Genomic DNA, 22,751 nt, shown 5'->3' on the forward strand with positions numbered 1-22,751 from the left:
AATGTATTTATACGAGTATGTGAATAGGTGTATTGCCATTCATACGTACGATTACGACAAACCCGAAGAAAAATCCATTAGAATGGCATTTCTTCGGGCTTTTGTTGTATGTCATAAAGCCAAATCCAAGAAAATCTTACGTGAGGTATGCGTGAGTTGTTAATCCGTTCTGCGCTAATTGTCGAGTTTTGCACTGATTAAACAAAAAAATGAAGTGCTAATGAAACAAGGCAACTTTGAAAATGAGGAGTTTATCCGTGTGGGTACTACCCTCTACAAGTTAGTGAACCAGCCCCGTCTGAACGGAGGCTATGTGAAGAAGCGCATCGTGTGGAACAACGAAACACTGCGGCAGGACTACGGCAAGGACTATCTCGCCACCGTGCCGAAGTACGACGGCTTCTGCACCGTCCCCGACCATGTGGACTACCGTCCCGTGGTGGACAAGTTCCTGAACCTCTACGAGCCGATAGGACACCGTCCGCAACAAGGCGAGTTTCCCTGTATCCGGTCATTGGTGCGCCATATCTTCGGTGAACAGTATGAATTGGGCATGGACTATCTTCAATTGCTCTACCTGCAACCCGTGCAGAAACTGCCTATCCTGCTGTTGGTATCAGAAGAACGCAACACGGGCAAGAGTACATTCCTGAACTTCCTGAAAGCTGTGTTTCAAAACAATGTCACTTTCAATACCAACGAGGACTTCCGCAGCCAGTTCAATTCCGACTGGGCAGGAAAACTGCTCATCGTGGTGGACGAGGTATTGCTCAACCGCAGGGAGGACAGCGAGCGGTTGAAGAACCTCAGCACCACACTTTCCTACAAGGTGGAAGCCAAAGGCAAAGACCGTGACGAGATAGCGTTCTTTGCCAAGTTCGTGCTATGCTCCAACAACGAGTATCTGCCTGTTATCATTGATGCAGGTGAAACACGCTATTGGGTGCGCAAGATAGACCGTCTGCAATCCGATGACACAGACTTCCTGCAAAAGCTGAAAGCTGAGATACCTGCCTTTCTGTATTACCTGCAATACAGACAACTTTCCACCGAAAAGGAAAGCCGTATGTGGTTTGCGCCCTCTTTGCTGCATACCGAAGCCTTGCAGAAGATTATCCGCAGCAACCGCAACCGATTGGAGATAGAGATGTGCGAACTTATCCTTGACATTATGGAAAGTGTCGGCACGGACACATTCTCGTTCTGCCACAACGACATTCTTCTTTTGCTGGTACATTCGCAGGTAAAGGTGGAGAAGCACCAAGTCAGAAAGGTATTGCAGGAATGTTGGAAACTTACTCCTGCCTCTAACGGGCTTACATATACCACTTACCAATTCAATTACAATCGGGAGTGCCGATATGAGCCGATAAAAAGAGTCGGTCGTTTCTACACCGTCACAAGGGAACAACTTGAATCCCTGTAATACTATTCTTTTTTTGTTGAATTGATGAATAATGATATAACCATACTGATAATAAACAGCATACACTCTCAACAAATTCTCAACAATCGAAAAGAAAAGTTGAGAGGGAAACAGCATCAGTTTGTTGGATTCTCTATTTGTGAGTGGTTTGTTGAGAAGATGTTGAGAATATAAAGCATTAACGTATAGGACAATACATATCTCATTCATCAAATCAACGTTTTTACAGTCATCATCAAATCCATAGAAATTATATCATGAACATCCAAGAAGCAAAACAAATCAAAATTGCGGACTATCTGCAAAGTTTGGGTTATTCGCCCGTAAAGCAACAGGGAAACTGCCTGTGGTATAAATCCCCGTTCCGTCAGGAAACGGAAGCCTCGTTCAAGGTGAACACCGACCGCAACCTGTGGTTCGATTATGATGCGCCCATATAGGCTACACAATAAATATCTCTATGGCAAGAGATTAGGTTAGAGTTCAACAGACCTATCCTCAACGACTTAGCTGGAGGAGAAATCCAAAGGTGACAAAAGCATGTCGGTAAAGTCATTAGTCAGCTAAATACCAAGCTGCGACTGCATGGCGAGAGGAAAAGACAGACACAAGGATGAAGCCTGATTGGTTGAACGATAGTTCTGCTGCACACGTACCAGCCCCGACGAAAGGTATTTGATTCACGTCGGGCTGAAGCACCCCATGTAAACCGAAATTACAATGGAGCAGGAGCTGGCTTCAGAGCAACCACAATAAGTGGAATAGGAACGTAAGTCGCATCCGACAGTCTGCCGAGCCAAACAGTTATTGTGAAAGCAAATGGGGATTCCCTAAATCAGAATGCCGTAAGGCTATGGGCATAGGACCCTGAATATCTGACATGGGAACGGAGCTTCCGTAGTAGTCCGAGCAAGGGAAAGCCTTGTACATGGCGAAGGGAAGCAGTTAGATAACTTAATACAAATAATGGAAAATGTGTGAGACATTATGAGAAGTCCTGAGCAAGTATTAAAAGCTTTAAACAAGCATGGTAAAGTTTCGGATTACAAGTTCGAAAGGCTGTACCGTATCTTATTCAATGAGGAGATGTTTCATGTTGCTTACCAGCGTATTTACGCCAAACCAGGCAATATGACACCCGGTACGGATGGGAAAACCATCAATCGGATGAGTCTTCAAAGAATAAACAAAGTCATTGCATCTTTGAGAGATGAGTCTTACAAGCCTAATCCGGCAAAAAGGATATACATACCCAAGAAAAACGGTAAGAAAAGACCGCTTGGAATTCCTTCCTTTGAGGACAAACTTGTACAGGAGGTGGTGCGCATGATTCTTGAAGCCGTCTATGAAGAGGTGTTTGCAAACACCTCACATGGATTCAGACCAAACAGAAGCTGCCATACCGCATTGACCCATATCCAAAAGACATTTACAGGTACAAAATGGTTTGTGGAAGGAGACATTAAAGGATTCTTCGACAACATAGACCACAATGTATTGATTGCAACTTTGCGGAAACGGATTGCCGATGATAGATTTCTAAGGCTTATCCGCAAGTTGTTGAATGCGGGATATATTGAAGACTGGAAGTTTCATAATACAAACAAGGGAACTCCACAAGGCGGTAATATCAGTCCTATACTGGCAAACATTTATCTTGATAATTTTGACAAGTATATGGAAGAATACGCCCTACGCTTCAATAAGGGAAAAGAAAGACACATCACCAAAGAATACAAGCAACTTAGCGATAAGATGCAACGCATCCTTAAAAGCATCAAGAACATACAGGATGCAGATGTCAGATTACAGCTTAGGGATGAGTATGAGAAACTGAGACGTGAAAGGCAAAAGATTGAGAGCAGAGACAGTATGGATGAAACATACAGAAGGCTTCGATACGTAAGATACGCAGATGATTTCCTCATTGGTGTTATCGGAAGCAAGGCAGAGTGCGTTAAAATCAAGTCGGACATTACCAAGTATATGGAAGAAAACCTCAAGCTGGAACTGTCACAGGAAAAGACATTGATAACAAACGCACAAAAGCCCGCGAAATTTCTTGGCTTCGATGTTTCAGTCCGTAAGTCTGATGCTATCAAGCGGGACAAGAACAATGTGCCAGCCCGTTATTACAACGGTAAGATAGTCCTAAAGGTCGCCATAGAAACGGTGCGGAACAAACTGGAAGAATACAGCGCCATCAGATACAAGGTAGAAAATGGCCGACAAGTTTGGTTTGCAAAGTTCAGAGGCAATCTTATGAAGAAGAAAATCGAGGACATAGTGGCGGCATATAACTCTGAAATCAGAGGGTTCTACAACTACTACTGCATTGCCAACAACGTGGCATACGCGCTCTCAAAGTTTGGATACATCATGGAGTACAGTATGTACCATACCATTGCAGGAAAAACCAATAGCACTGTAAGCAAAGTCATTGACAAATATAAGGTTGGGAATGACATTATAGTGCCATATCAGGATGCAAAAGGTAAATTACGGTACAGGAAATTCTATAATGAGGGATTCAAACGTAAACCACCAATGTACTATACGGAGGTAAACGACTTATCCTACACAATCGCAATTCCACAGCCGACACTTACTGAGCGATTGGATGCGAGAACATGTGAATTATGTGGAAAAGTCGGACCTGTAGTCATGCGTCATGTCAGAAAGCTAAATCAGCTTAAAGGAAAAACTGAATGCGACAGGCTGATGCTTGAAAAGCATAGGAAGACATTGGTTGTCTGTGAAAAGTGTTATGCCAAAATACACAGCCATGCTAAATAAAGTCATGTTATCAACGGAGAGCCGTATGCGTGGAGACATGCAAGTACGGTTTGGGGGCAGGTACGGGAAAACCTACTGCCGAAAGGCAGTAAGGCGTTCTGTACCGAGCCTACGACTGGGCGAAGGCGGTTCCATTATCGACCTTGTAATGCGGTTGGAGCGGTGCGATTTCGCACACGCCGTCCGATTGCTGAGAAACAGAGAGAGGGTACCGATCGCTGCACCCCGATCTTTGTCGCCTTTATCGACCGTTCCCGCGCTCCGTATCCTCTCCGACACACCGCTTCGTCATTCGGCATTGCTCGACTATTTACGGCGGCGCGGTATCGTTCCGGAGGTTGCCTGCACTTATTGTCGGGAGATACGCTATACGATCAATGGCAGAAAATATTTCGCCATCGGATTTCCGAACGATGCCGGCGGATGGGAGTTGCGCTCGGAATGCTTCAAAGGAAGTGCATCGCCCAAACAGATTACGACGATCGACAACTGCACCGATACGGTAATCGCCTTCGAGGGGTTCATGGATTTTCTCTCCTGTCTTTCGACGAAGCACCCCGACCAACTACGCATCGACGTAATAGTATTAAACTCGGTCGTCAATCTTCCGAAAGCGCTTCCGTTTCTCGCACGCCATTCGACGATTCATGCTTTCTTCGACAATGACAATGCGGGTCGTAAAGCGACCGCCGAGTTGATTCGTCTTTGCCCCCGCAGCGAAGTCGTCGATCAAAGCTGTTTCTACTCCGGACACAAGGATGTCAACGACTATCTGATCGCCCACATAAAAGACCATGCGAAAAAGTTGGCGGCACAGAAAAACGCCTCCAAAACAAAGACGGTTCAATCTGTTCGGAATAATCCGCAACTTCTAAAAGCAAAAACAGCGGCGGTTGAGCCACAACGCCGGAAAGGGGTAAAGGTTTAGGAAGGCAAGTTTGTGTTTTCGTAAACGAAAACCTACCGAACATCCCGCTGGTCTAACTCCTGCACACAAACCGATGAAACAAGCACAGAACAAGGGCGGACGGCCGGAATTGAGTAAAGGTCGTGTTCGCCGATATATCGTCAGTACGCGACTCGATACGGAGCATTATTTACGTCTTCGGTCATTGGCCCGTACTTCGGGGCAGCATCCGGCGGAAATCATCCGACAACTGCTTCGGACAGGAGCGGTACGAGAACGCCTGCGTCGCGAGCATCTGGATTTCGTAACCCAGCTCAAAGGCATAGCTCGCAACTTGAATCAACTGACACGGCTTGCCCATGCGAAAGGATTTTCAAGTGTCGCATCCCGTCACGCGGCCATTATGGCATGCCTCGAAGCCCTGCTAAAACAGATCCGCGATGATCGGTAAAATCATTGCCGGTTCATCCTTTGCCGGGACTGTCGGCTATGTGATGAAGGAACTGTCGCGCATCCTCGATGCCGAAGGCGTAAACCCGCCGGAGGTAAAGAACATAATCGAGGATTTTAAGGATCAGACCCGACTGAACCCTCGGTTGAAAAACACGGTCGGGCATATCTCCTTCTCGTTTTCGCCGAAAGAAGCTCCGCACATGACCGATGCGCTGATGACGCAGATCGCCAAAGAATATATGCAGAAAATGGGTATTACCGACACGCAATATCTGCTGGTACGTCACCTCGACCAGCCCCATCCTCACTGCCATCTGGTCTATAACCGGGTCGGGAACAAGGGGCAGACTATATCGGACAAGAATATTAAAATACGCAATACGAAAGTCTGCCGGGAACTAACCGAGAAATACGGGTTGCATCTTGCGCCGGGAAAGGACAGCGTGCGGCGGGAGCGATTGCGCGAACCGGACAAGACCAAATACGAAATATATGATGCGATCAAAGGATGTCTGCCCAAATGTAAGAGTTGGAACGATCTGGAAGGTAGATTAAAAGAGCAAGGCATCAACGTCCGCTATAAGTATTGCGGAAATACCGACCGAAAACAAGGCGTTCTATTTTCAAAAAACGACTTCGAGTTTTCGGGGTCGAAGATCGACCGGCAATTCAGCTTCTCGAAACTGAATCTGCATTTTGCGTACGCACAACAGCAAACCCGACATCGAAGCGCTATTGTCAAAGACTTCCATGCGGCGGCAGGTTCCTACCGTTCGGCCTTCTCCGATCTGTTCGGAACGGGTGGCGGAAAGACCAACACGGATAGGCCGACGGTCAATTTCGGCGGTAATATCGGCGAACTTCCGTTGCCGCCGAATAGTTCGCCGGTCGAATTGTCCGAAGCCCAATTGCAACGCAAACCCGGCGAGAGTCCCGAAGAGTACCTCGCCCGCATCACGGCATTGCTCAATACCGTCGCCGAAGCGATGGCGATTGCCGCAATGGAGCGGGAACGTCGCTTGCGAGAACGCATGACCAAATCCAAGCAGAAATTGTAAACAGGAAGCGATACAACCATGAAAGAGAATAATATGATGTCCTACGAAATGTATGAGGACTTCAAGGAGACGATGGTCAAAACCATCAAGACCGAACTAGCGGCAAAAACAGCAAACAATAATCAATCAAGCGACAATGACTTGTCGCAACGATTGGAGCAAATCGTATATACAGAACAAGAGCGGCATCAGGCGATAATAATCCAGCTTGCCGGACGATTGGAGAGCATAGAGCAGAACTATACCAAAACGCAAACCGGTATCGATAATCTGCAAGCATCTGTCGAGGCAATCAAAATCCCCGCCGAACTGCCGCCGAGAATAATCCGACACCGAGTGATTTTCAGCTCCGAATCCCCATTCGTCATTTATTTGGTGCTATTTCTTTTTATAAGCTGCATGATTTTGTCGTCGGCACTCTATTTCGCTACCCGACCGAATCATGACCGCATCGACAACGACCTGAAATACCGCTATATAAAGATGAAAGGCGACGCGACACCCGACCGTATTGCCGAACTGGAAGAGCTATTCGAACTAAACCGCGACAACGCAAAAATCCGTCAGATGAAAAAAGATGTTGAAACCTTTGAAAAAATAGCAAGGCAAAAAGCCGTGCATGACGAACAAGTACGGTTAAATGAGCAAGCAGCAAAATATTTCGAACAACAACTCAAAAAAATTAAGGCAGATTAAAAATGTATTTTACTATTAGAAAGCCTGATGATTAACATAAATTGTTTAATTTTGTATGAGTATTAAATTTTAAAGAATATAACGCAGCCATAATCTGACTGGAATTAAAATATGGGAATGATTCTCGACTATATAGAACAGGCAGGAAAGGGCAAATATCAATGCTTCAAGACAAAAAAGATATGTCTTGATTCAGTAGATAATGACACTATTGCCTATAATTATGATGATAAAACAATCGCAAATGCTACTAAAAGTACATTCGCGGAAACAGATCATTCTCGTGTAAAAACAGTATCCATCGCATATTTGTTCAAGTCACCCAAAGTTCCTCCACCCATTTTTCAATATTTTTTGGATGGATCGCGACACACTTTCAAAATAGATGATATCGGTATTGGCAAAAAGATATTTCCAATCATTGCAGGACAAATTATTGTTGGGTGTTGCAAGCGAAAAGATCGCGATACCTTTAAATGCTGGCAACTGAATAACAAAATTGTTATGGCAATGCCAGATGATTATGACGATGACGATGGCGGTGAGAATTTTTGCCGGTCATTTTGTGAAACTATTAATTCTAAAGTAATAGATAAGATATCAAAATTAAAAGATTTGCAATTAGGCATCAATAAATTGCTTTTGTACAGGACTAATATTAATCCACAAGAACAAGGCCGGGATAATTACAAACATCGGGGCATTGCATGTATTCAGAACGAAATGACCGATGAAGAACAATTGATGGTTGAGAGATTATGTAAAGTTGGAAAGTTACATAATGAATCATGGTTGATTAAAGATGGTTCTTTGGAATATAATCCGAGTTTCTCAAATTTAAACAGAACTCAATGGGATAACTTAAGAAGCAACTATCAGCATGTAGTTGGCGTTTCAAAACTCTTCGACCCTGAATTGTTGCCGGATTTTGAAGGGAATCGGTTATCGAAAACTATTGCAAATTTAGGACCTTACGAACGAACTAAAGTTTACCGTTATGAATCAGACCACAAAGGTGGAAAATCATATTTTGCCGTGTGGTATGTGCGATTACGTAACCACGATTTTCGAGAAACACATTTTTCTGACATCGTAAAGTGCGAAATGGTCTTGATGGATGAAAATGACAAATTGGAAACAGACAAGGTTGATATGATAAGCGCAAATTTAATTCGAGAAGCTTATCCAGTTTGCTATGGCGTTGATACACGCTGGGCAAATCACCTATATCCAATTTTCTTGACAGAATCGTTTTGCAAATCGAAATATGTGGATTCGAATATAATATTAAATTTATTCTAAAGATGTTACAGGTTATTGGAAAAGTATCGGCAACTGAAAAGATGCCATCTACCATTGATAATTTCTATTTTTGGACAGATAAAGGACAAATTTTGAGTCCGTTCGACATAGTTAAAGTTGAACATGTATCCTCTAATAGCGATAAGTCTATTACATATGGAGTTATCGAAGAAATTACGCATGTAACGGATGCTGCGAGCCATTTCACTAATTTTATATCAAGTAATTTTGGTGATACAGCTGATTCTATTGGGCAAATGAATCGGCTTGGAATGAATTACGTAAAAGCAAAAGTCGTTTGCAATACTGATGATATTTATACCCCAGTACTGGATGGCAAACAAGTCTCGCTTTGTGACGAAGAGGATATTCGAACGGCTTTAGGACTAAATGATGTAAAAAATCCTTTGGTGTGCGGTTATTTGGAAATGTACCAAGGCAATGCAGCCAAAAAAGTTAAAGTCGAGCTTAATTCTCACTTTTTAATTGGACCAGACGGAGCGCATTTGAATATATCCGGTATTTCAGGATTAGCAGCAAAAACATCTTATTCAATGTTCCTCCTTAATGCAATTCAACATAAATTCAAAGATATAGACGGAAGTAGTGTGGCTTTTGTGTTTTTCAATGTCAAAGGACGAGATCTTATGGCCATTGATGAAACGAATACAGAGCTGCCGGAGAAAGATAAAAAGATATATGCGGATTTAGGGTTATCAATAGAACCCTTTAAGAATGTTCGCTATTACTATCCTTACACAAAGGATGAAATAATGCAACATGCGCAATCATACGCTCATCCTCAAGACGTTGAACGACAAAAGAAAAATCACAAAGCCTTTACATATAAATTCACCTATGACAAATCTCAAGATAAATTGGATTTATTGTTGGCCAATGAAGATGATAGTACTGGAACTTTAGAAAGCTGCGTTAATTATGTCATAAATGGAGAAGGGTATTTTGCCGGTGTGAATAATTGGAAAGATTTTCAAGATAAATTGGATGAGTATACAAAAACCGCTGCCAATGGAGGTGTAAAGAATGAAATTCAAGTAACTAGCTGGAGAAAATTTAAGAGATGTGTTAGTAAAGCGATCAAGAATGATATTTTCTCAAAAGTAATACATGATAACGTAGGAGAAGTAGACCTCACAAGCGAGATTCAACACAATCTGACAGCTAATCAGGTTATGGTAATCGATATTGCCCGATTAGACGAAAACTCTCAAAGTTTCGTTTTTGGTAGTGTAGCCCGTGCAATATATGAAATGAAACTGGGCGCTGATCGTGATAATATTCCTGATAAGATAATTTTGTTTGTTGATGAATTGAATAAATATGCTTCGAACGATATTCCGAAAAACTCCCCAATTCTACGTCAATTATTGGAAATCACAGAGCGAGGCCGATCATTAGGCATTATTCTATTTTCGGTGGAGCAATTCCGAAGTGCTATACACGATCGAGTTAAGGGCAATTGTTCTACTCATGCTTATGGTCGGACTAATGCTATCGAAATATCAAAAGCCGATTACAAATACGTGCCTAAGGTCTATCAAAATATGATGACGAGATTATCTCCCGGGGAATATATTATTTCCAATCCGGCATTACGATCGATTGTAAATATTAGATTCCCAAGGCCGACATACAAACAATTTCCCAACGGATAATAAACTATGGCAGAGCTGAAAACGCATAAATCCCGCATTGGTAAAGGGCTTATAAACATGCTCATGTTTCAAATGTATGGGGATGAAAAGCTGATCTATCGTGAATATGTTCAAAATGCACGAGACGCTATCAATGATGCCGTCAATCACGGTATTTTAGGAGCTATAACCGATGGTAGAATTTCTATTACTATTGATTCTGCCAAGAGGTTTATAGAAATTAGGGATAATGGCATTGGCATACCCGTAGAACGAGTCGAATCCGTTTTGCTGGATATAGCAGATTCCAATAAGGACGGAGAATCATCCGCAGGTCAGTTCGGCATAGGGCGATTAGTTGGCGGCTATTTCTGTAAAAAATTATCATTTAGAACAACCTACAAAGGAGAAGAGTTTGCTTCGGAAATTGTTTTCGATATTGATAAAATCAAGGCGATTCTTAATGACGAAAACGATAAACGCGATGCCACGGATGTAATAGATTCCGCGTCATCTCGCAATTTATACGATGAAAATAAAGATGACCATTATTTTATAGTTACTTTATGCAATATTGATTTACAATATCCAGCATTGTTGAATAAAGACATTATTGCAGACTATTTAAGGGAAGTTGCTCCAGTCGATTATTCAGCTCAATTTAGGAATCAATTGATTATGACCAGTGTGTCAGGGGAATATGAAGAGTTACAAAAAAATGTTGGATATTTCCCAATCTCAATTAACGGCACGGCGATAGAAAAACGATACGGATTACGTGTCGTTGGAACAAATGATACAATCAACGGATTAGAGTATTTCTCGTTAAAAGATGATACATACGGATTGTTAGCATGGGGCTGGTACGCCTTGACCGATTTTACCAAAGCAATTCCCGTATCAGATACAAGCAGCCAATTTCGGCTCCGAAAACACAATATTCAAGTTGGAGAAGCCGATATGCTAACAACTTATTTCCCTCGTAATGAAACCCGAGGTAATAAATATTTTTATGGAGAAATCCATATTGCGAATCAAAAAATCAAACTAAATAGTGCCCGTGACGGATTAGCTCCTACCCCAGAAGCAGAATGCCTAAAGTGTCTAATTCGAAATTTCTTCGATGGATTAGTTAAGTTATATCATTTAGCCAATGATACAAAAAAAGCAGTCGAGCGTTATATAGATGCTTACAAAATAATTCAAGCTCCCGCAACTGAAAATATCGTTAATGCTCAAAAACAATTAACAGATGCTTGCAAAAAACTTAAGAGTATCACCAAATCCAAGAATGCAACCAATCCTGTAGCACAAAAAGTACTGGAGTCGTATAAACGGCGAATCAAAGACTTACATACAGAGATGGACCAAGAGATACCGTGCATACCTGCATCTGAATTACCTATATCAAGTCCTATCCCGCAGGTTGAACCTGAGCTCGATGACTTTGAAATATTGAATAATCACTATCCCGAAGACCTTGCAGCATTAATTCGCAGAGTGTGTATGTCATATCAAAGAAACTGTCCGGTTTCACATATTAAATTAATTAGAGAATTACAACGAAAAGCTATAAGAGAACTTATAGAAGAATAATGGCAAGACCTCGAAAAAAATTAAAGATACTGCTTATAGAGCCAAACTATTCAAATAAGTATCCACCAATTGGGCTTATGAAATTATCGACCTATCATAAAATGTTAGGTCATGAAGTCGTTTTCTATAAAGGGGATTTAAAACAGTTTGTTATAGAACGCATTGCCAATAAATGTATTGATGAGTTTTATAAAATAGATGAAAACATTAATTGGAATCTTTACAAAGATTTGTTTGTTGAGTATATTCGTACAAGGCGGCGGGATTTCTTAGTTCAAATCCCGATTAGCTCCACAAATATGGAGATTCTTTTGACAAACAAAATTAATCAGTTTAAAGATTATTATTGGAAAAAAAACTGGGAAGCAGATCCCGAATGGGATCGCGTCTTTGTAACAACTTTGTTCACGTTCCATTGGCGCATTACTATCGACACCATCAATTTTGCAAAAAAACTAGTTAAAGACACAAAAAATTTGATGGTTGGAGGTGTATTAGCAACCATTCAAGCAAAAGAGGTTTACGAGGCAACTGGGATCAAGCCATTTAAAGGAATTTTAAACATTCCCGGACAACTAGATAAAAGGAATCAACTCATTATCGATAATTTGCCTTTAGATTATTCAATTCTTGATGAAATTGAATATAAATATCCAATGAACAATGCATATTATGGATATACCACACGTGGATGCATAAGAAAATGTCCGTTTTGCGCTGTTCCCAAATTAGAACCTGTTTATAATTCCTATATTCCTCTTCGAGAGAGAATCGAAGAAACCCGAAAACAATACGGTGATCAAAAAGACCTTTTATTAATGGATAATAACATATTAGCCTCTTCGGAGTTCGATACGATTATCAATGATATTGTAGCTTGCGGATTTGGTAAAGACGCTATATTTATTCAACCAGATTTACTTGCGTTATCCATTGCTCATTTGCGCTCTACACCTGTGATTAACGAACGGGCAAATATTAGAAAAGCCCAGTCCTTAATTATGGAATTTTACCAAAAATTAAAAGGCGAAGAATCATTTGAGATATATAAAATCATTTTTGAAAAATATAAAATTAATAAGCTTCTTACGACTACAAAAGAACACCTGCTCGCCGCATATGACGAAATAAAGGATATTTATAAGAAACATTTTAAACCTGCTCCTCGTCATCGCTATGTCGATTTCAACCAAGGTGTAGATGCTCGTTTATTTACCGAAGAGAATGTCAAGCAGTTAAGCAGAATCGCAATACGCCCGTTAAGAATAGCTTTCGATAATATAAAAACGGAAGCACAATATACTCGCGCGATTGAAATGAGCAGCAAGGTTGGATTGAAAGATTTCTCCAACTACTTGTTATATAACTTCGATGATCATCCAGATGATTTATATCATCGGTTAAGGATCAATGTAGAATTGTGTGATCGATTAAATGTGAGTATCTATTCTTTTCCCATGAAATACCACCCCATCCGTCGCACGGAAGATATGGATGAGGATTATTCTCACAATCGAGACTATATTGGCAAATACTGGAATCGTAAGTATATCCGAGCTATTCAGGCTGTTCTCAATAGTACAAAAGGTAAGATTGGCAAGGGAACATCATTTTTCATGAAAGCTTTTGGCGAAAATATCGAGGAATACCATAAGCTTCTTGAAATGCCAGAAACCATGATTATTTATCGTTATTTCTTCGAATGGCTTGGGCTGGAAAATGGCGGAAAGAAAACGGCTATTGAGATTTTAGGAAATGATTCGATATGCAATGCATCGGCCCACTCGTGGTGGAAAGCCTTTTGTACTTGCAAGGAAAATGTATCATCCAAAGAATGGGAAATGGCGTTGAATATTATTCATAAAAATGATTTTAGCAAATCATATCATACTGGAAATTCTTATGTCGATACGTTACTGGGATATTATGTCAGCTATCGACAAGCTATTATCGAACCTAATACGGATCTGTATAAACTAAAACAAGTATATGACCAAAATCCGCTCAAAGAATTAAGACGGACGCAAAAAATCAAATAAATATATTGTTATGGAAAATGTATTGTTATTAGAAATAAAACAACTATATGATTCATTAGTTGCAGCACCTTATGGAGAATATGTACATGGTTATGGTACTCAAAAGCCGAATGGATTTAAGTATAAATCAAATGCTCAAACATTATTTAATAAGGTTGTAGAGTTGAATGAGAAATGTCGTCCGTCTTATATTGATGAACAAACGATATTTCAGTTATCGCATACTTTGGAAAAAGAAGTAGAACATGTTGTTGGAACATATGAGGAAGCTATCAAACCAAATGCAGCCCAAAAACGATGGCAAGAATTAGATGATAAAATGAATCGAGCAACCCGCCAAATTCATCTGGATATCTATAGCTTGTTATCTTATATTGAAGAAACCAGCCACGAATAAAGGTTGGTATTACAAATGTATGACAATTCAAAAATAAAACCGCGTTGTAGATAGCTGCAACGCGGTTTCTGTGAGGTCTGAAGCGGATTCGAACCGCTGTACAAGGTTTTGCAGACCTTTGCCTAGCCACTCGGCCATCAGACCCTGATTCCCTGGATCGGGTTTGCAAATATACGAAGATTTCTCTTTTCTGCAAAACTTCCGGGCAACTTTGCATTTTTATCGGCAAAAACCTATCTTTACAACCGCTAACCGAAGCCCCGAAGCGGGTCCGGAACCTACGGTTTCGCCCAAAAGAGGCGGAGCCGAACTCATTCGGGGATTGCCGGATACGGAAAATGAAGCGCGAAATTCCAGACATAGCCCTTACCCTCACGCCGGGAATAGGCCCGAAAGGGGCGGTCCATCTGCTCGACGTATTCGGTTCGGCAGAGGCGGTTTTCTCCGCTTCGGCCGACGAACTCATCGAAAAAGCCCGACTCCGACCGGAACTCGCGCGGGCGATCCTCCAAAAGAAAGCGTTCGCAGACGCAGAGCGCGAAGTCAAACATTGCCGCAAACACGGGATCGAGATCATCGCCTCCACCGACGCACAATACCCGGCCCTGCTGCGCGAAACCGCCGACTACCCGCATGTGCTGTATGTTCTGGGTTCCCCGGAAGCGCTCGGCAAGACGACGCTTACGATGGTCGGCACGCGTCGGATGACTCCGTACGGGCAACAGATGGCCGACCGGCTGATCGGCGAACTGGCAGACCGGGTGGCGGATACGGTGATCGTGAGCGGCCTAGCCTTCGGCATCGATACGGCCTGTCACCGTGCGGCGCTCGCTTTCGGCATGCCGACCGTCGGCATCATCGCCTCGGCCCTTCCCGGCATCACGCCCGCACAGCACACGGCCGTCGCCCGGGATATGATCGAACACGGCGGAGCCGTCGTTTCGGAGCTGCACTCCCAAACCAGGCAGAACGGCAACTTTTACCACTCCCGCAACCGTCTGCTGGCAGGCATAAGCGGCGGTACGGTCGTCGTAGAATCGCCCGTCGAAGGCGGGTCGATGGATACGGCACGGCTGGCGGACGGCTACAACCGCACGCTGATGGCCGTCCCTGGACGCGCGACGGACTTCGCCTCGGCCGGAGCCAATCTGCTGATTCGGACCCAGCGTGCCCAAATGGTATGCACGGGCGAAGATATCGTGCGGGAAATGATGTGGGACCAGAACCGCCCCGGCGATCTGATCGACCGGCCGACAGCGGCTCCCGCAGCACTCACGCGCGACGAAGAGGGGCTGCTGGGCTGCTTCCGCACCGACGACCCGATATCCGCAGAAGAGCTTTGCGAACTCTCGGGGCTCGGATTCGGCGAACTTTCGGCCCTGCTGCTGGGACTCGAAATGGCCGGAGCCGTCCGGCAGCTTCCGGGGAACCGATATATGAAACTACGCTAATAAAAAATAAATACAAAATACACTATCCCAATCCTATGAAACAATTCGTCATCTTATTTCTTTTATTTACTATCAGCCCAATCAGTTTCACTTTTGCACAAAACAAAATTTTCTGTGAAATTATTGAACAAATCGTAAGTCAGAAAAAAACTCGAATATACCTCGATTACGGGCAAGAACGCAATAAAAAGAAAGATATCAGACTCGAAAACGAAAATGAAAAAGCTGAAATCTTCTATTCCCGGGTGGAAGCACTTAACATTATGTCCGCATTGGGTTGGAAATTCGAGCAAGCATATGTAAAAGTATCTGGAAGCAGCGGAAACGGATATGGCAGTACATCAAGTACAACTCACTACTTGTTGAGTAAAGATGTAGATTCAATTCAGGAAATAAACAACATTATTGATGAAATAAAAGCAAAAAAATCCGAATTAAATAATATACCCACCGAATCAGAACAACGAGACACCAACTCTATAAACAAAATATTTTAAGACAAAATTTCCGAAACATTGAATTATCTGATCGACACCCACTCGCATATCTACGCCGAAGAGTTCGACGCCGACCGCGACGAGGCGATCCGCCGCGCCCGCGAAGCCGGGGTGGAGCGGCTGCTGCTGCCGGCGATCGACTCCGAGAGCCACGGGCGCCTCTTCGACACCGTGCGCCGCTATCCGGACCACTGCACCCCGATGATGGGGCTGCACCCGACCTCCATCAACGACAATCCCCGTTGGCGGGAAGAGCTGGCGTTGGTCGAACGCTACCTCTGCTCGCCACCCGAAGGCGTCGGACGATTCTGCGCCGTGGGCGAAATCGGACTCGACTACTACTGGGACGACCGCTTCAAGGCCGAACAGCTCGAGGCATTCACGAAACAGTGCCGCCTGGCCGCGACCTATGACCTTCCCGTCGCCATCCATACGCGGGCGGCCTGGAAAGATATGTGCCGCACTGTCGAAACGGAAACGAAGGCCGCCCGCGAAAAAGGGCTGCGCCTGCGGGGTGTTTTCCACGCCTTCGCCGAAGACGCCGACACCTACCGGCAGTTGAAGGAGTGCGGCGACTTCCTGTTCGGCATCGGCGGTGTGGTGACCTTCAAAAAGAGCCGGCTGGCCGATACCGTACGCGAAATGGAGCTCGACGACCTGGTGCTCGAAACCGACTGTCCCTACCTGACGCCGGTTCCCTATCGCGGCCAGCGAAACGAATCCGGATATATTCCTTATATTTGCAACAAAATCGCAGCGCTGAAAGGCACGACACCCGAAGAGGTAGCGGCAGCCACGACCCGCAACGCCCGGCGGATGTTCGGCTTCGACGCGGCGCGACAGACGACAAACGACCATTCAAGCCCTACCGAATCGATATGAAACCTTCGATCCTGATTATCTATACCGGCGGCACGATCGGCATGAAGCCCGACCCGACGACCGGCGCCCTCGTACCGTTCGACTTCAGCGGCATCTTCGAGGAGTTCCCGACCCTCCAAAGCCTGAACATCGGCATCGAGGTATTCACGATGGACCCCGTGATCGACTCATCGAACGTCAGCCCCCGCAACTGGCTCGACCTGGCGGCGATCATCCGCGACAACTACGCCCGCTACGACGGGTTCGTCGTGCTGCACGGCACCGACACGATGTCCTACACCGCTTCGGCCCTGAGCTTCCTGCTCGAAAACCTGGCCAAACCCGTCGTCTTCACCGGCAGCCAGATTCCGATCGGCGTGCTGCGCACCGACGGGCGCGAAAACCTGATGACGGCCATCGAAATCGCTTCGGCCCGCATCGACGGCCGCCCCGCCGTTCCCGAAGTGTCGCTCTATTTCCAGAACTGTCTGTTCCGCGCCAACCGCACGACCAAACGCAGTTCGGAAGACTTGAGCGCCTTCTGGTCGTACAACTATCCGGCCCTGGCCGACGTGGGCGTCAATATCACCTACCACACCGAATACATTCTCCAGCCGGAGCGCTACGACGAACCCCTGCACATCGCCGCCCGCCTGAGCGGAGGTATCGCCGTCGTCAAGCTCTTCCCCGGCATCGAGGAACGGACCCTGCGCGCGATGCTCTCGGCCGAAGGGCTCCGGGGCGTCGTGCTCGAAACCTTCGGCGCAGGAAACGCCCCGACCAGCGAATGGTTCATCCGCGTGCTCGAAGAGGCGATCGACCGGGGACTGATCGTCCTCAACGTCACGCAGTGCCGGGGCGGTCGGGTCATGATGGAACTCTACGAAACGGGACTCCGCCTGCAGCGGATCGGCGTGCTCTGCGGCCACGACATGACCACCGAAGCGGCCGTCACAAAATTGATGTACGTCCTCGGACTCGAACTGCCCCGCGAGCAAACGCTCGACCTGCTCCGCACGCCCCTCAAAGGAGAATTTACCGACTAAAACATTGTGCGTACGAAAATAATTTTGTATATTTCGGAGCTAAAAATCGCATCGACAGGGTCTCGGAGAGAGGCACGCAGACTGTCCGAAAAAGGATAAAACATTACCGCTCAATTCATTGCAGAGAATATTACTGCCGAAAAGAGAAACCGGGGCATTTTTCCGACCAGACAGCCGGATTGTCGAAAAAAGCTAAAATAAAACGAATTTGAACCGCGATAAGCCAGACAGGACAAAAAAAAATTACATTTTTTGAAATAAAAAACGCAAACGAAAAAACGATCAACTAATCAAAATTTTAATTAAACAACCATGAAAAAACTTTTTTTGATTGTAGCAGTCGCCATCTTCTCGCTTGGTACTGTTAACGCTTTCGCCCAGGAGACGACTACGCCTGCAACCGAGGAGACCGCAGTCGTTGAAGAAACCGTAGTGGACGAAGTTCCGGCTTCGGACACTCAGCTTGCCGAAGCTAAGCCGATGCACCAGGTGCTGATGCAGAAGTTCCTCGAAGGCGGTTGGGAGTGGATGCTTCCGGTGCTCCTCTGCTTGGTATTCGGTCTTGCCATTGCCATCGAGCGTATGCTTTACCTGAGCCTTTCCACCATCAACTCCAAGAAACTGATCGCACAGGTCGAAGAAGCGCTGAAAAAGGGCGGTATCGAAGCTGCCAAGGAAGTTTGCCGCAACAAGCGCGGTCCGGTCGCATCGATCTTCTATCAGGGTCTGGATCGTTACAACCAGGGTTTGGACAGTGTCGAGAAAGCCGTCGTTTCCTACGGTTCGGTACAGACCGGCCGCATGGAGTCGGGCTTGAGCTGGATCGGTCTGTTCATCGCACTTAGCCCGATGCTCGGATTTATGGGTACCGTCGTGGGTATGATCGAGGCGTTCGACGCCATCCAGGCTGCGGGCGATATCTCTCCGACGCTGGTTGCCGGCGGTATCAAGGTCGCCCTGCTGACCACCCTGCTGGGTCTTATCGCTGCGGTTATTCTTCAGTTGTTCTACAACTATATCGTTTCCAAGATCGACTCGCTCGTAAACGATATGGAGGATTCGTCCATCACCCTGATGGATATCCTGACGGCTTACAAGAAATAATTCGCACTTATAAAGACTTTATTCCCTATTATGAAAAAAATATTAAACATATTGCTGGGCGTCATCCTGCTGATTACGGTGATTCTGACCGTATATGCAATGGTGGCCGGCGGCAGCAACGAGGCGATCAACCTGAACCTCATCTGGAGTTATATCCTGATCGCAGTCGGTATTGCAACAGCACTGTTCACGGCCGTTTGGGGTATGGTCAACAGTTCCAAAGGCATCAAAGGAACGCTGCTTTCGACACTTCTGATCATCGTCATCGTCGCGGCAGCCTACCTGATCGCCCGCGGACATACGATCGAAATTCCGGACGTCGCGAACGGAGGCTTCTTCCCGCATCCTGAAACCGTTATCACGGAAGCCAGCATTCTGGTAACCTACGTAGCTCTGGGTGCCGCTGTTCTGACAGCTATTTTCACAGAGATATACAAAGCTTTCAAATAGAGTTTGAACGATGCCTATAGATAAAAGAAAAGTACAGGAGATCAATGCCGGTTCAATGGCCGACATCGCTTTCTTGCTGCTCATATTCTTCCTGGTGGCTACGACGATGAACGTCGATACGGGTATCGCCCGTAACCTGCCGCCGATGCCCCCCGAGGATCAAAAGGTCGAGGATATGAAGGTGAAGATACGTAACCTTCTGCCCGTTCTGGTGAACGGCCGCGGCGATATCTTCGTGGGCAGGGCCGGCGAACAGGAGTACGTCGATATCCACCAGTTGAAGGACCGGGCGAAGGACTTCCTCCTCAATGTGATGGACGATCCCAACCTGCCCGAAAAAGAGGTCGAGGAGTTCGAGCTCCCCGACGGCAGCAAATGGAGCTATCCGGTCGGAAAAGGCGTACTCTCGCTGCAAACGACCAAAGATACCCAATATCAGATCTACATCATGGTACAGAACGAGCTGACGCGTGCGATCAACGAAATCCGTGACGAAGTTTCGAAGAATAAATTCCAAATGAAATTCTCGGATCTCGGAGAAGCGGAGCGCGGTATCGTAGCCAAAGCCGTTCCCATGAGTATCTCGGAAGCAGAACCCAGAGATTTAGGAGGAAAAAAGTAGTATGGCAGTAATTAAAAAGAAAGGCAACAAAAGTTTGCCCCCGATCTCTACCGCCTCGCTGCCGGACGTGATCTTCATGATCCTGTTCTTCTTCATGGTATCTACGACCATGCGCGATCAGGAATTACATGTAAAATACCAAGTTCCAGAAGCAACCGAGGTGCAGAAACTGGAGAAGAAATCACTCGTAAGTTACATCCACATCGGAGAGCCGATCGGCGTTTGGCGGGAACAGTACGGTCCTGCACCCCGTATTCAGCTCAACGATGCCTTCAAAACCGCTCAGGATATCGGCCAGTTCGTAGCTGCCGAGCGTGACAAGCTCAATGAGTCGGAGCGTGCCTTGATGACGATCTGTCTGAAGGCCGACCGATATACGACTATGGGCCGTATCACGGAGATCAAGCAGGAACTTCGCCGCGCGAATGCCCTGAAAATTTCCTACGCGGCTGCGAAAACCCTGGGATACTAATTTCAGGAAGGATTCATTCCCGAAGGGGATGTGTCAAATTGAGAAATTTGGCGCATCCCCTTTCAGGTATGTAAGAACAGACATCGAGGTTCACGGCGAAGAACGTGTCCTGACCGTACATAATCGAGCCGCGATACCGATAATAACGAAGCGGTTTGCCTGTTATGATACACCGTCTTTTTATTCGCCGGTTCGGAAAGAGCCTCGGGATAAAAAACAAAAAAACAGAAAGATACAGGACAAACAGGGCCAAGCCCACGATCGAGCGCCAAAAAAGAGGTCGCAAGAGCGGGAATCGGAAACCAAGCCGAAACAGAAAAAACGGGGCGATTACCGACACTCCTACTCCTACTCCTACTCCTACTCCTACTCCTACTCCTACTCCTACTCCTACTCCTACTCCTCTACCCTCCCTTCCGGACTTCTCCGACACGAGCTACGAAATGTTTCCGAACCGGCAAAAGAAAACCCCGCACATATAGAATGCGGGGTTTTCTTTTCTCAAATCCTTAAAACGGCTAAAAGTGAGCCATAAATTCCAGGACGATCTTGTCGTGTTCGGAAACTTTGGGGACGACACCCTTGTCGTAAAAATACATCTCATAGTTGAGCCGGATATCGGCCATAAAAGGCAATCCGAAGCTGAACGTAATGCCTGCCGTGACGCGATGACGCTCCAGATCATTGACGAACAGCAGACCGTTGTCGTCGGGAATGCCGTTGCTGTGATCGGACATATAGTCGTAACGGCCTGCGAACGACATCTTTTTGAAGACACGGCGCAAAGGCAGGTCATAACAGAAAAATCCGTCGAAGGCATTCACGCCCGCGAACGAATTGCGGGCATACTCCTTACGCAGATACTCGGCCTCGAAGAACCAACCGCCCAAGCGGTAGGAGCACCCCACGTCGTAAAGGTGAATCCGCGTATCGGCAGGACGGGTCGTCTGGTAGCTCACCACGAAATTCATCCCCTCGGCAAAACCGAACTGCGCCTTTGCCGCATAGTTGAATTTGTCGGTCCAGAAATCCTTCTGGTCGTCGATACCCGACCCGTTGAACATACCGACTTGCAGGTTGATCGGAACCTTCTCGCCGAATTTCCAGCCCAGGGTGGCTCCGACATCGCGGACGCTGCCCACCTGCTTGGCGATGAACGAACGGTTCGCAAAATACTGCGTATGGGGGGAACGGTGAGCATCGATGGTAAACGGGACCCGCATAAATCCGATCGTGAAACCGAGTCCCTTATAGAGTTTGGTCCCCAGATACGCATTGACCATCTTGATCTTTCCCTCGTCCGAGAGGTCGATCTCCATACAGTAAGCCAGTTTCGAATAGATCTCGCCGGCCACGCCGAAGCGGGCGTTGCGAACCTGGAAGCGGGCATCGCCCTCGCCGGGCTGGTACTCGAATTTGGCCCGGAGCGTTCCCAACAGGTCGATCGTCACGGGTGGAGCCTTTTTCTCCTCCTTTTGTGCTCCCGAAGCTGCCGAAATTTCGAAATGAGTCTGAACTCGGACTCCTTCGTCCTCGTCATCATCCTCATCTTCGTCATCATCCTCATCGTCGTTCTCACGACCGTCGCCCTTGTCACGCCTCCTGTCCTTCTGCGAAAGCTCGCCCTGCCCGACGTTCTCGTCCTGCCCGGCATCCGTCCGCACCGCAGCGGCACGATCGTCGTCATCCGTATCGACATCTTTTTCCTGTTTCGGGTGATTCGTACTCTCCGGCTGCGACTCGATGACCATCTCTTCCAGATCGTCCTGCACGGGTATCGTTTCCACATCCACCCTCTCCACCGGAGGTTGCTGGGCCGCTGCGGACAACGACATACTCATCGCAAGGCATAATAAAAACCATCCGGCCACTCTGCGGGTAAAATTCTCCATAGGCAACTCTATTCTCTTTTATCTTGTCGTC

The 22,751-nt window shown here is 45.9% G+C and carries 20 protein-coding genes, 1 tRNA gene and 1 pseudogene; 20 read left to right on the plus strand and 2 right to left on the minus strand.

Annotated elements, in window-relative coordinates; all coding sequences use genetic code 11:
• Positions 1 to 220: 220 nt before the first annotated feature.
• From ALIPUT_RS02665 to ALIPUT_RS02720, 12 genes and pseudogenes are all read left to right on the plus strand, one after another.
• A complete protein-coding gene (locus tag ALIPUT_RS02665) occupies positions 221 to 1,426 on the plus strand; it encodes a primase-helicase family protein (RefSeq protein WP_004328112.1) in 1,206 nt (401 codons plus the stop codon).
• Between the two features lie 257 nt (positions 1,427 to 1,683).
• A pseudogene (locus tag ALIPUT_RS02670) lies at positions 1,684 to 1,857 on the plus strand (toprim domain-containing protein); the annotation flags it as partial.
• Positions 1,858 to 2,413: 556 nt separating this feature from the next.
• Positions 2,414 to 4,222 (plus strand): reverse transcriptase/maturase family protein, encoded by a 1,809-nt coding sequence (locus tag ALIPUT_RS02675; protein ID WP_004308094.1) that lies wholly within the window; start codon positions 2,414 to 2,416, stop codon positions 4,220 to 4,222.
• A complete protein-coding gene (locus tag ALIPUT_RS02680) occupies positions 4,212 to 5,150 on the plus strand; it encodes a toprim domain-containing protein (RefSeq protein WP_004328115.1) in 939 nt (312 codons plus the stop codon). The genes ALIPUT_RS02675 and ALIPUT_RS02680 overlap by 11 nt, the downstream gene beginning before the upstream one ends.
• Positions 5,151 to 5,223: 73 nt before the next feature.
• Positions 5,224 to 5,580: a plasmid mobilization protein gene (locus tag ALIPUT_RS12330; RefSeq protein WP_004328116.1), complete on the plus strand. Its 357-nt coding sequence runs from the start codon at positions 5,224 to 5,226 to the stop codon at positions 5,578 to 5,580.
• On the plus strand, positions 5,570 to 6,640 hold the full coding sequence (locus ALIPUT_RS02690; protein WP_004328117.1) for a relaxase/mobilization nuclease domain-containing protein: 1,071 nt from the start codon (positions 5,570 to 5,572) through the stop codon (positions 6,638 to 6,640). The genes ALIPUT_RS12330 and ALIPUT_RS02690 overlap by 11 nt, the downstream gene beginning before the upstream one ends.
• A gap of 18 nt (positions 6,641 to 6,658) precedes the next feature.
• Positions 6,659 to 7,336 (plus strand): hypothetical protein, encoded by a 678-nt coding sequence (locus tag ALIPUT_RS12030; RefSeq protein ID WP_004328118.1) that lies wholly within the window; start codon positions 6,659 to 6,661, stop codon positions 7,334 to 7,336.
• 111 nt (positions 7,337 to 7,447) lie between these two features.
• Positions 7,448 to 8,638 carry a hypothetical protein gene (locus tag ALIPUT_RS02700; RefSeq protein WP_004328119.1) on the plus strand — a complete coding sequence of 397 codons (1,191 nt, stop codon included), beginning with the start codon at positions 7,448 to 7,450 and terminating at the stop codon, positions 8,636 to 8,638.
• Positions 8,639 to 8,640: 2 nt separating this feature from the next.
• A complete protein-coding gene (locus ALIPUT_RS02705; protein ID WP_004328120.1) occupies positions 8,641 to 10,314 on the plus strand; it encodes an ATP-binding protein in 1,674 nt (557 codons plus the stop codon).
• A 6-nt stretch (positions 10,315 to 10,320) separates the two neighbouring features.
• Complete coding sequence (locus ALIPUT_RS02710) at positions 10,321 to 11,889, plus strand: ATP-binding protein (RefSeq protein WP_004328121.1); 1,569 nt, start codon at positions 10,321 to 10,323, stop codon at positions 11,887 to 11,889.
• Positions 11,889 to 13,928 carry a radical SAM protein gene (locus ALIPUT_RS02715; RefSeq protein WP_004328122.1) on the plus strand — a complete coding sequence of 680 codons (2,040 nt, stop codon included), beginning with the start codon at positions 11,889 to 11,891 and terminating at the stop codon, positions 13,926 to 13,928. The genes ALIPUT_RS02710 and ALIPUT_RS02715 overlap by 1 nt, the downstream gene beginning before the upstream one ends.
• Before the next feature lie 10 nt (positions 13,929 to 13,938).
• On the plus strand, positions 13,939 to 14,325 hold the full coding sequence (locus tag ALIPUT_RS02720) for a hypothetical protein (RefSeq protein WP_004328123.1): 387 nt from the start codon (positions 13,939 to 13,941) through the stop codon (positions 14,323 to 14,325).
• A gap of 73 nt (positions 14,326 to 14,398) precedes the next feature.
• On the opposite strand, the gene ALIPUT_RS02725 is transcribed toward ALIPUT_RS02720, so the two are convergent.
• Positions 14,399 to 14,469: transfer RNA gene (locus ALIPUT_RS02725), tRNA-Cys, on the minus strand.
• A 194-nt stretch (positions 14,470 to 14,663) separates the two neighbouring features.
• Between ALIPUT_RS02725 and ALIPUT_RS02730 the strand changes: the two genes are divergently transcribed.
• From ALIPUT_RS02730 to ALIPUT_RS02765, 8 genes are all read left to right on the plus strand, one after another.
• A complete protein-coding gene (locus tag ALIPUT_RS02730) occupies positions 14,664 to 15,776 on the plus strand; it encodes a DNA-processing protein DprA (RefSeq protein WP_004328124.1) in 1,113 nt (370 codons plus the stop codon).
• Between the two features lie 35 nt (positions 15,777 to 15,811).
• On the plus strand, positions 15,812 to 16,273 hold the full coding sequence (locus ALIPUT_RS02735) for a hypothetical protein (RefSeq protein WP_004328125.1): 462 nt from the start codon (positions 15,812 to 15,814) through the stop codon (positions 16,271 to 16,273).
• An 18-nt stretch (positions 16,274 to 16,291) separates the two neighbouring features.
• Positions 16,292 to 17,155 carry a TatD family hydrolase gene (locus ALIPUT_RS02740; protein WP_004328126.1) on the plus strand — a complete coding sequence of 288 codons (864 nt, stop codon included), beginning with the start codon at positions 16,292 to 16,294 and terminating at the stop codon, positions 17,153 to 17,155.
• Positions 17,152 to 18,180: an asparaginase gene (locus ALIPUT_RS02745; protein ID WP_004328127.1), complete on the plus strand. Its 1,029-nt coding sequence runs from the start codon at positions 17,152 to 17,154 to the stop codon at positions 18,178 to 18,180. Before ALIPUT_RS02740 ends, ALIPUT_RS02745 begins: the two co-directional genes overlap by 4 nt.
• A gap of 312 nt (positions 18,181 to 18,492) precedes the next feature.
• Complete coding sequence (locus ALIPUT_RS02750) at positions 18,493 to 19,284, plus strand: MotA/TolQ/ExbB proton channel family protein (RefSeq protein ID WP_004328129.1); 792 nt, start codon at positions 18,493 to 18,495, stop codon at positions 19,282 to 19,284.
• Between the two features lie 30 nt (positions 19,285 to 19,314).
• Positions 19,315 to 19,734, plus strand: a complete 420-nt coding sequence (locus ALIPUT_RS02755; protein ID WP_004328130.1) for a hypothetical protein — start codon at positions 19,315 to 19,317, stop codon at positions 19,732 to 19,734.
• 10 nt (positions 19,735 to 19,744) lie between these two features.
• Positions 19,745 to 20,356, plus strand: coding sequence for an ExbD/TolR family protein (locus ALIPUT_RS02760; protein WP_004328131.1), 612 nt, complete (start codon positions 19,745 to 19,747; stop codon positions 20,354 to 20,356).
• Between the two features lies 1 nt (position 20,357).
• Positions 20,358 to 20,828: an ExbD/TolR family protein gene (locus ALIPUT_RS02765; protein WP_004328132.1), complete on the plus strand. Its 471-nt coding sequence runs from the start codon at positions 20,358 to 20,360 to the stop codon at positions 20,826 to 20,828.
• A gap of 518 nt (positions 20,829 to 21,346) precedes the next feature.
• Here the strand turns inward: ALIPUT_RS02765 and ALIPUT_RS02770 are convergent.
• A complete protein-coding gene (locus ALIPUT_RS02770; protein ID WP_004328134.1) occupies positions 21,347 to 22,720 on the minus strand; it encodes a porin in 1,374 nt (457 codons plus the stop codon).
• Positions 22,721 to 22,751: the final 31 nt, after the last annotated feature.

Origin of the sequence: Alistipes putredinis DSM 17216 (assembly GCF_000154465.1) — a bacterium.
Classification (GTDB): Bacteria; Bacteroidota; Bacteroidia; order Bacteroidales; family Rikenellaceae; genus Alistipes; species Alistipes putredinis.

What these genes read in the sequence shown, in the direction of transcription:
- ALIPUT_RS02665 (WP_004328112.1), top strand. Translation starts at nt 221, where the DNA reads ATGAAACAAGGCAACTTTGAAAATGAGGAGTTTATCCGTGTGGGTACT.
- ALIPUT_RS02675 (WP_004308094.1), top strand. Translation starts at nt 2,414, where the DNA reads ATGAGAAGTCCTGAGCAAGTATTAAAAGCTTTAAACAAGCATGGTAAA.
- ALIPUT_RS02680 (WP_004328115.1), top strand. Translation starts at nt 4,212, where the DNA reads ATGCTAAATAAAGTCATGTTATCAACGGAGAGCCGTATGCGTGGAGAC.
- ALIPUT_RS12330 (WP_004328116.1), top strand. Translation starts at nt 5,224, where the DNA reads ATGAAACAAGCACAGAACAAGGGCGGACGGCCGGAATTGAGTAAAGGT.
- ALIPUT_RS02690 (WP_004328117.1), top strand. Translation starts at nt 5,570, where the DNA reads ATGATCGGTAAAATCATTGCCGGTTCATCCTTTGCCGGGACTGTCGGC.
- ALIPUT_RS12030 (WP_004328118.1), top strand. Translation starts at nt 6,659, where the DNA reads ATGAAAGAGAATAATATGATGTCCTACGAAATGTATGAGGACTTCAAG.
- ALIPUT_RS02700 (WP_004328119.1), top strand. Translation starts at nt 7,448, where the DNA reads ATGGGAATGATTCTCGACTATATAGAACAGGCAGGAAAGGGCAAATAT.
- ALIPUT_RS02705 (WP_004328120.1), top strand. Translation starts at nt 8,641, where the DNA reads ATGTTACAGGTTATTGGAAAAGTATCGGCAACTGAAAAGATGCCATCT.
- ALIPUT_RS02710 (WP_004328121.1), top strand. Translation starts at nt 10,321, where the DNA reads ATGGCAGAGCTGAAAACGCATAAATCCCGCATTGGTAAAGGGCTTATA.
- ALIPUT_RS02715 (WP_004328122.1), top strand. Translation starts at nt 11,889, where the DNA reads ATGGCAAGACCTCGAAAAAAATTAAAGATACTGCTTATAGAGCCAAAC.
- ALIPUT_RS02720 (WP_004328123.1), top strand. Translation starts at nt 13,939, where the DNA reads ATGGAAAATGTATTGTTATTAGAAATAAAACAACTATATGATTCATTA.
- ALIPUT_RS02730 (WP_004328124.1), top strand. Translation starts at nt 14,664, where the DNA reads ATGAAGCGCGAAATTCCAGACATAGCCCTTACCCTCACGCCGGGAATA.
- ALIPUT_RS02735 (WP_004328125.1), top strand. Translation starts at nt 15,812, where the DNA reads ATGAAACAATTCGTCATCTTATTTCTTTTATTTACTATCAGCCCAATC.
- ALIPUT_RS02745 (WP_004328127.1), top strand. Translation starts at nt 17,152, where the DNA reads ATGAAACCTTCGATCCTGATTATCTATACCGGCGGCACGATCGGCATG.
- ALIPUT_RS02750 (WP_004328129.1), top strand. Translation starts at nt 18,493, where the DNA reads ATGAAAAAACTTTTTTTGATTGTAGCAGTCGCCATCTTCTCGCTTGGT.
- ALIPUT_RS02755 (WP_004328130.1), top strand. Translation starts at nt 19,315, where the DNA reads ATGAAAAAAATATTAAACATATTGCTGGGCGTCATCCTGCTGATTACG.
- ALIPUT_RS02760 (WP_004328131.1), top strand. Translation starts at nt 19,745, where the DNA reads ATGCCTATAGATAAAAGAAAAGTACAGGAGATCAATGCCGGTTCAATG.
- ALIPUT_RS02765 (WP_004328132.1), top strand. Translation starts at nt 20,358, where the DNA reads ATGGCAGTAATTAAAAAGAAAGGCAACAAAAGTTTGCCCCCGATCTCT.
- ALIPUT_RS02770 (WP_004328134.1), bottom strand. Translation starts at nt 22,720, where the DNA reads ATGGAGAATTTTACCCGCAGAGTGGCCGGATGGTTTTTATTATGCCTT.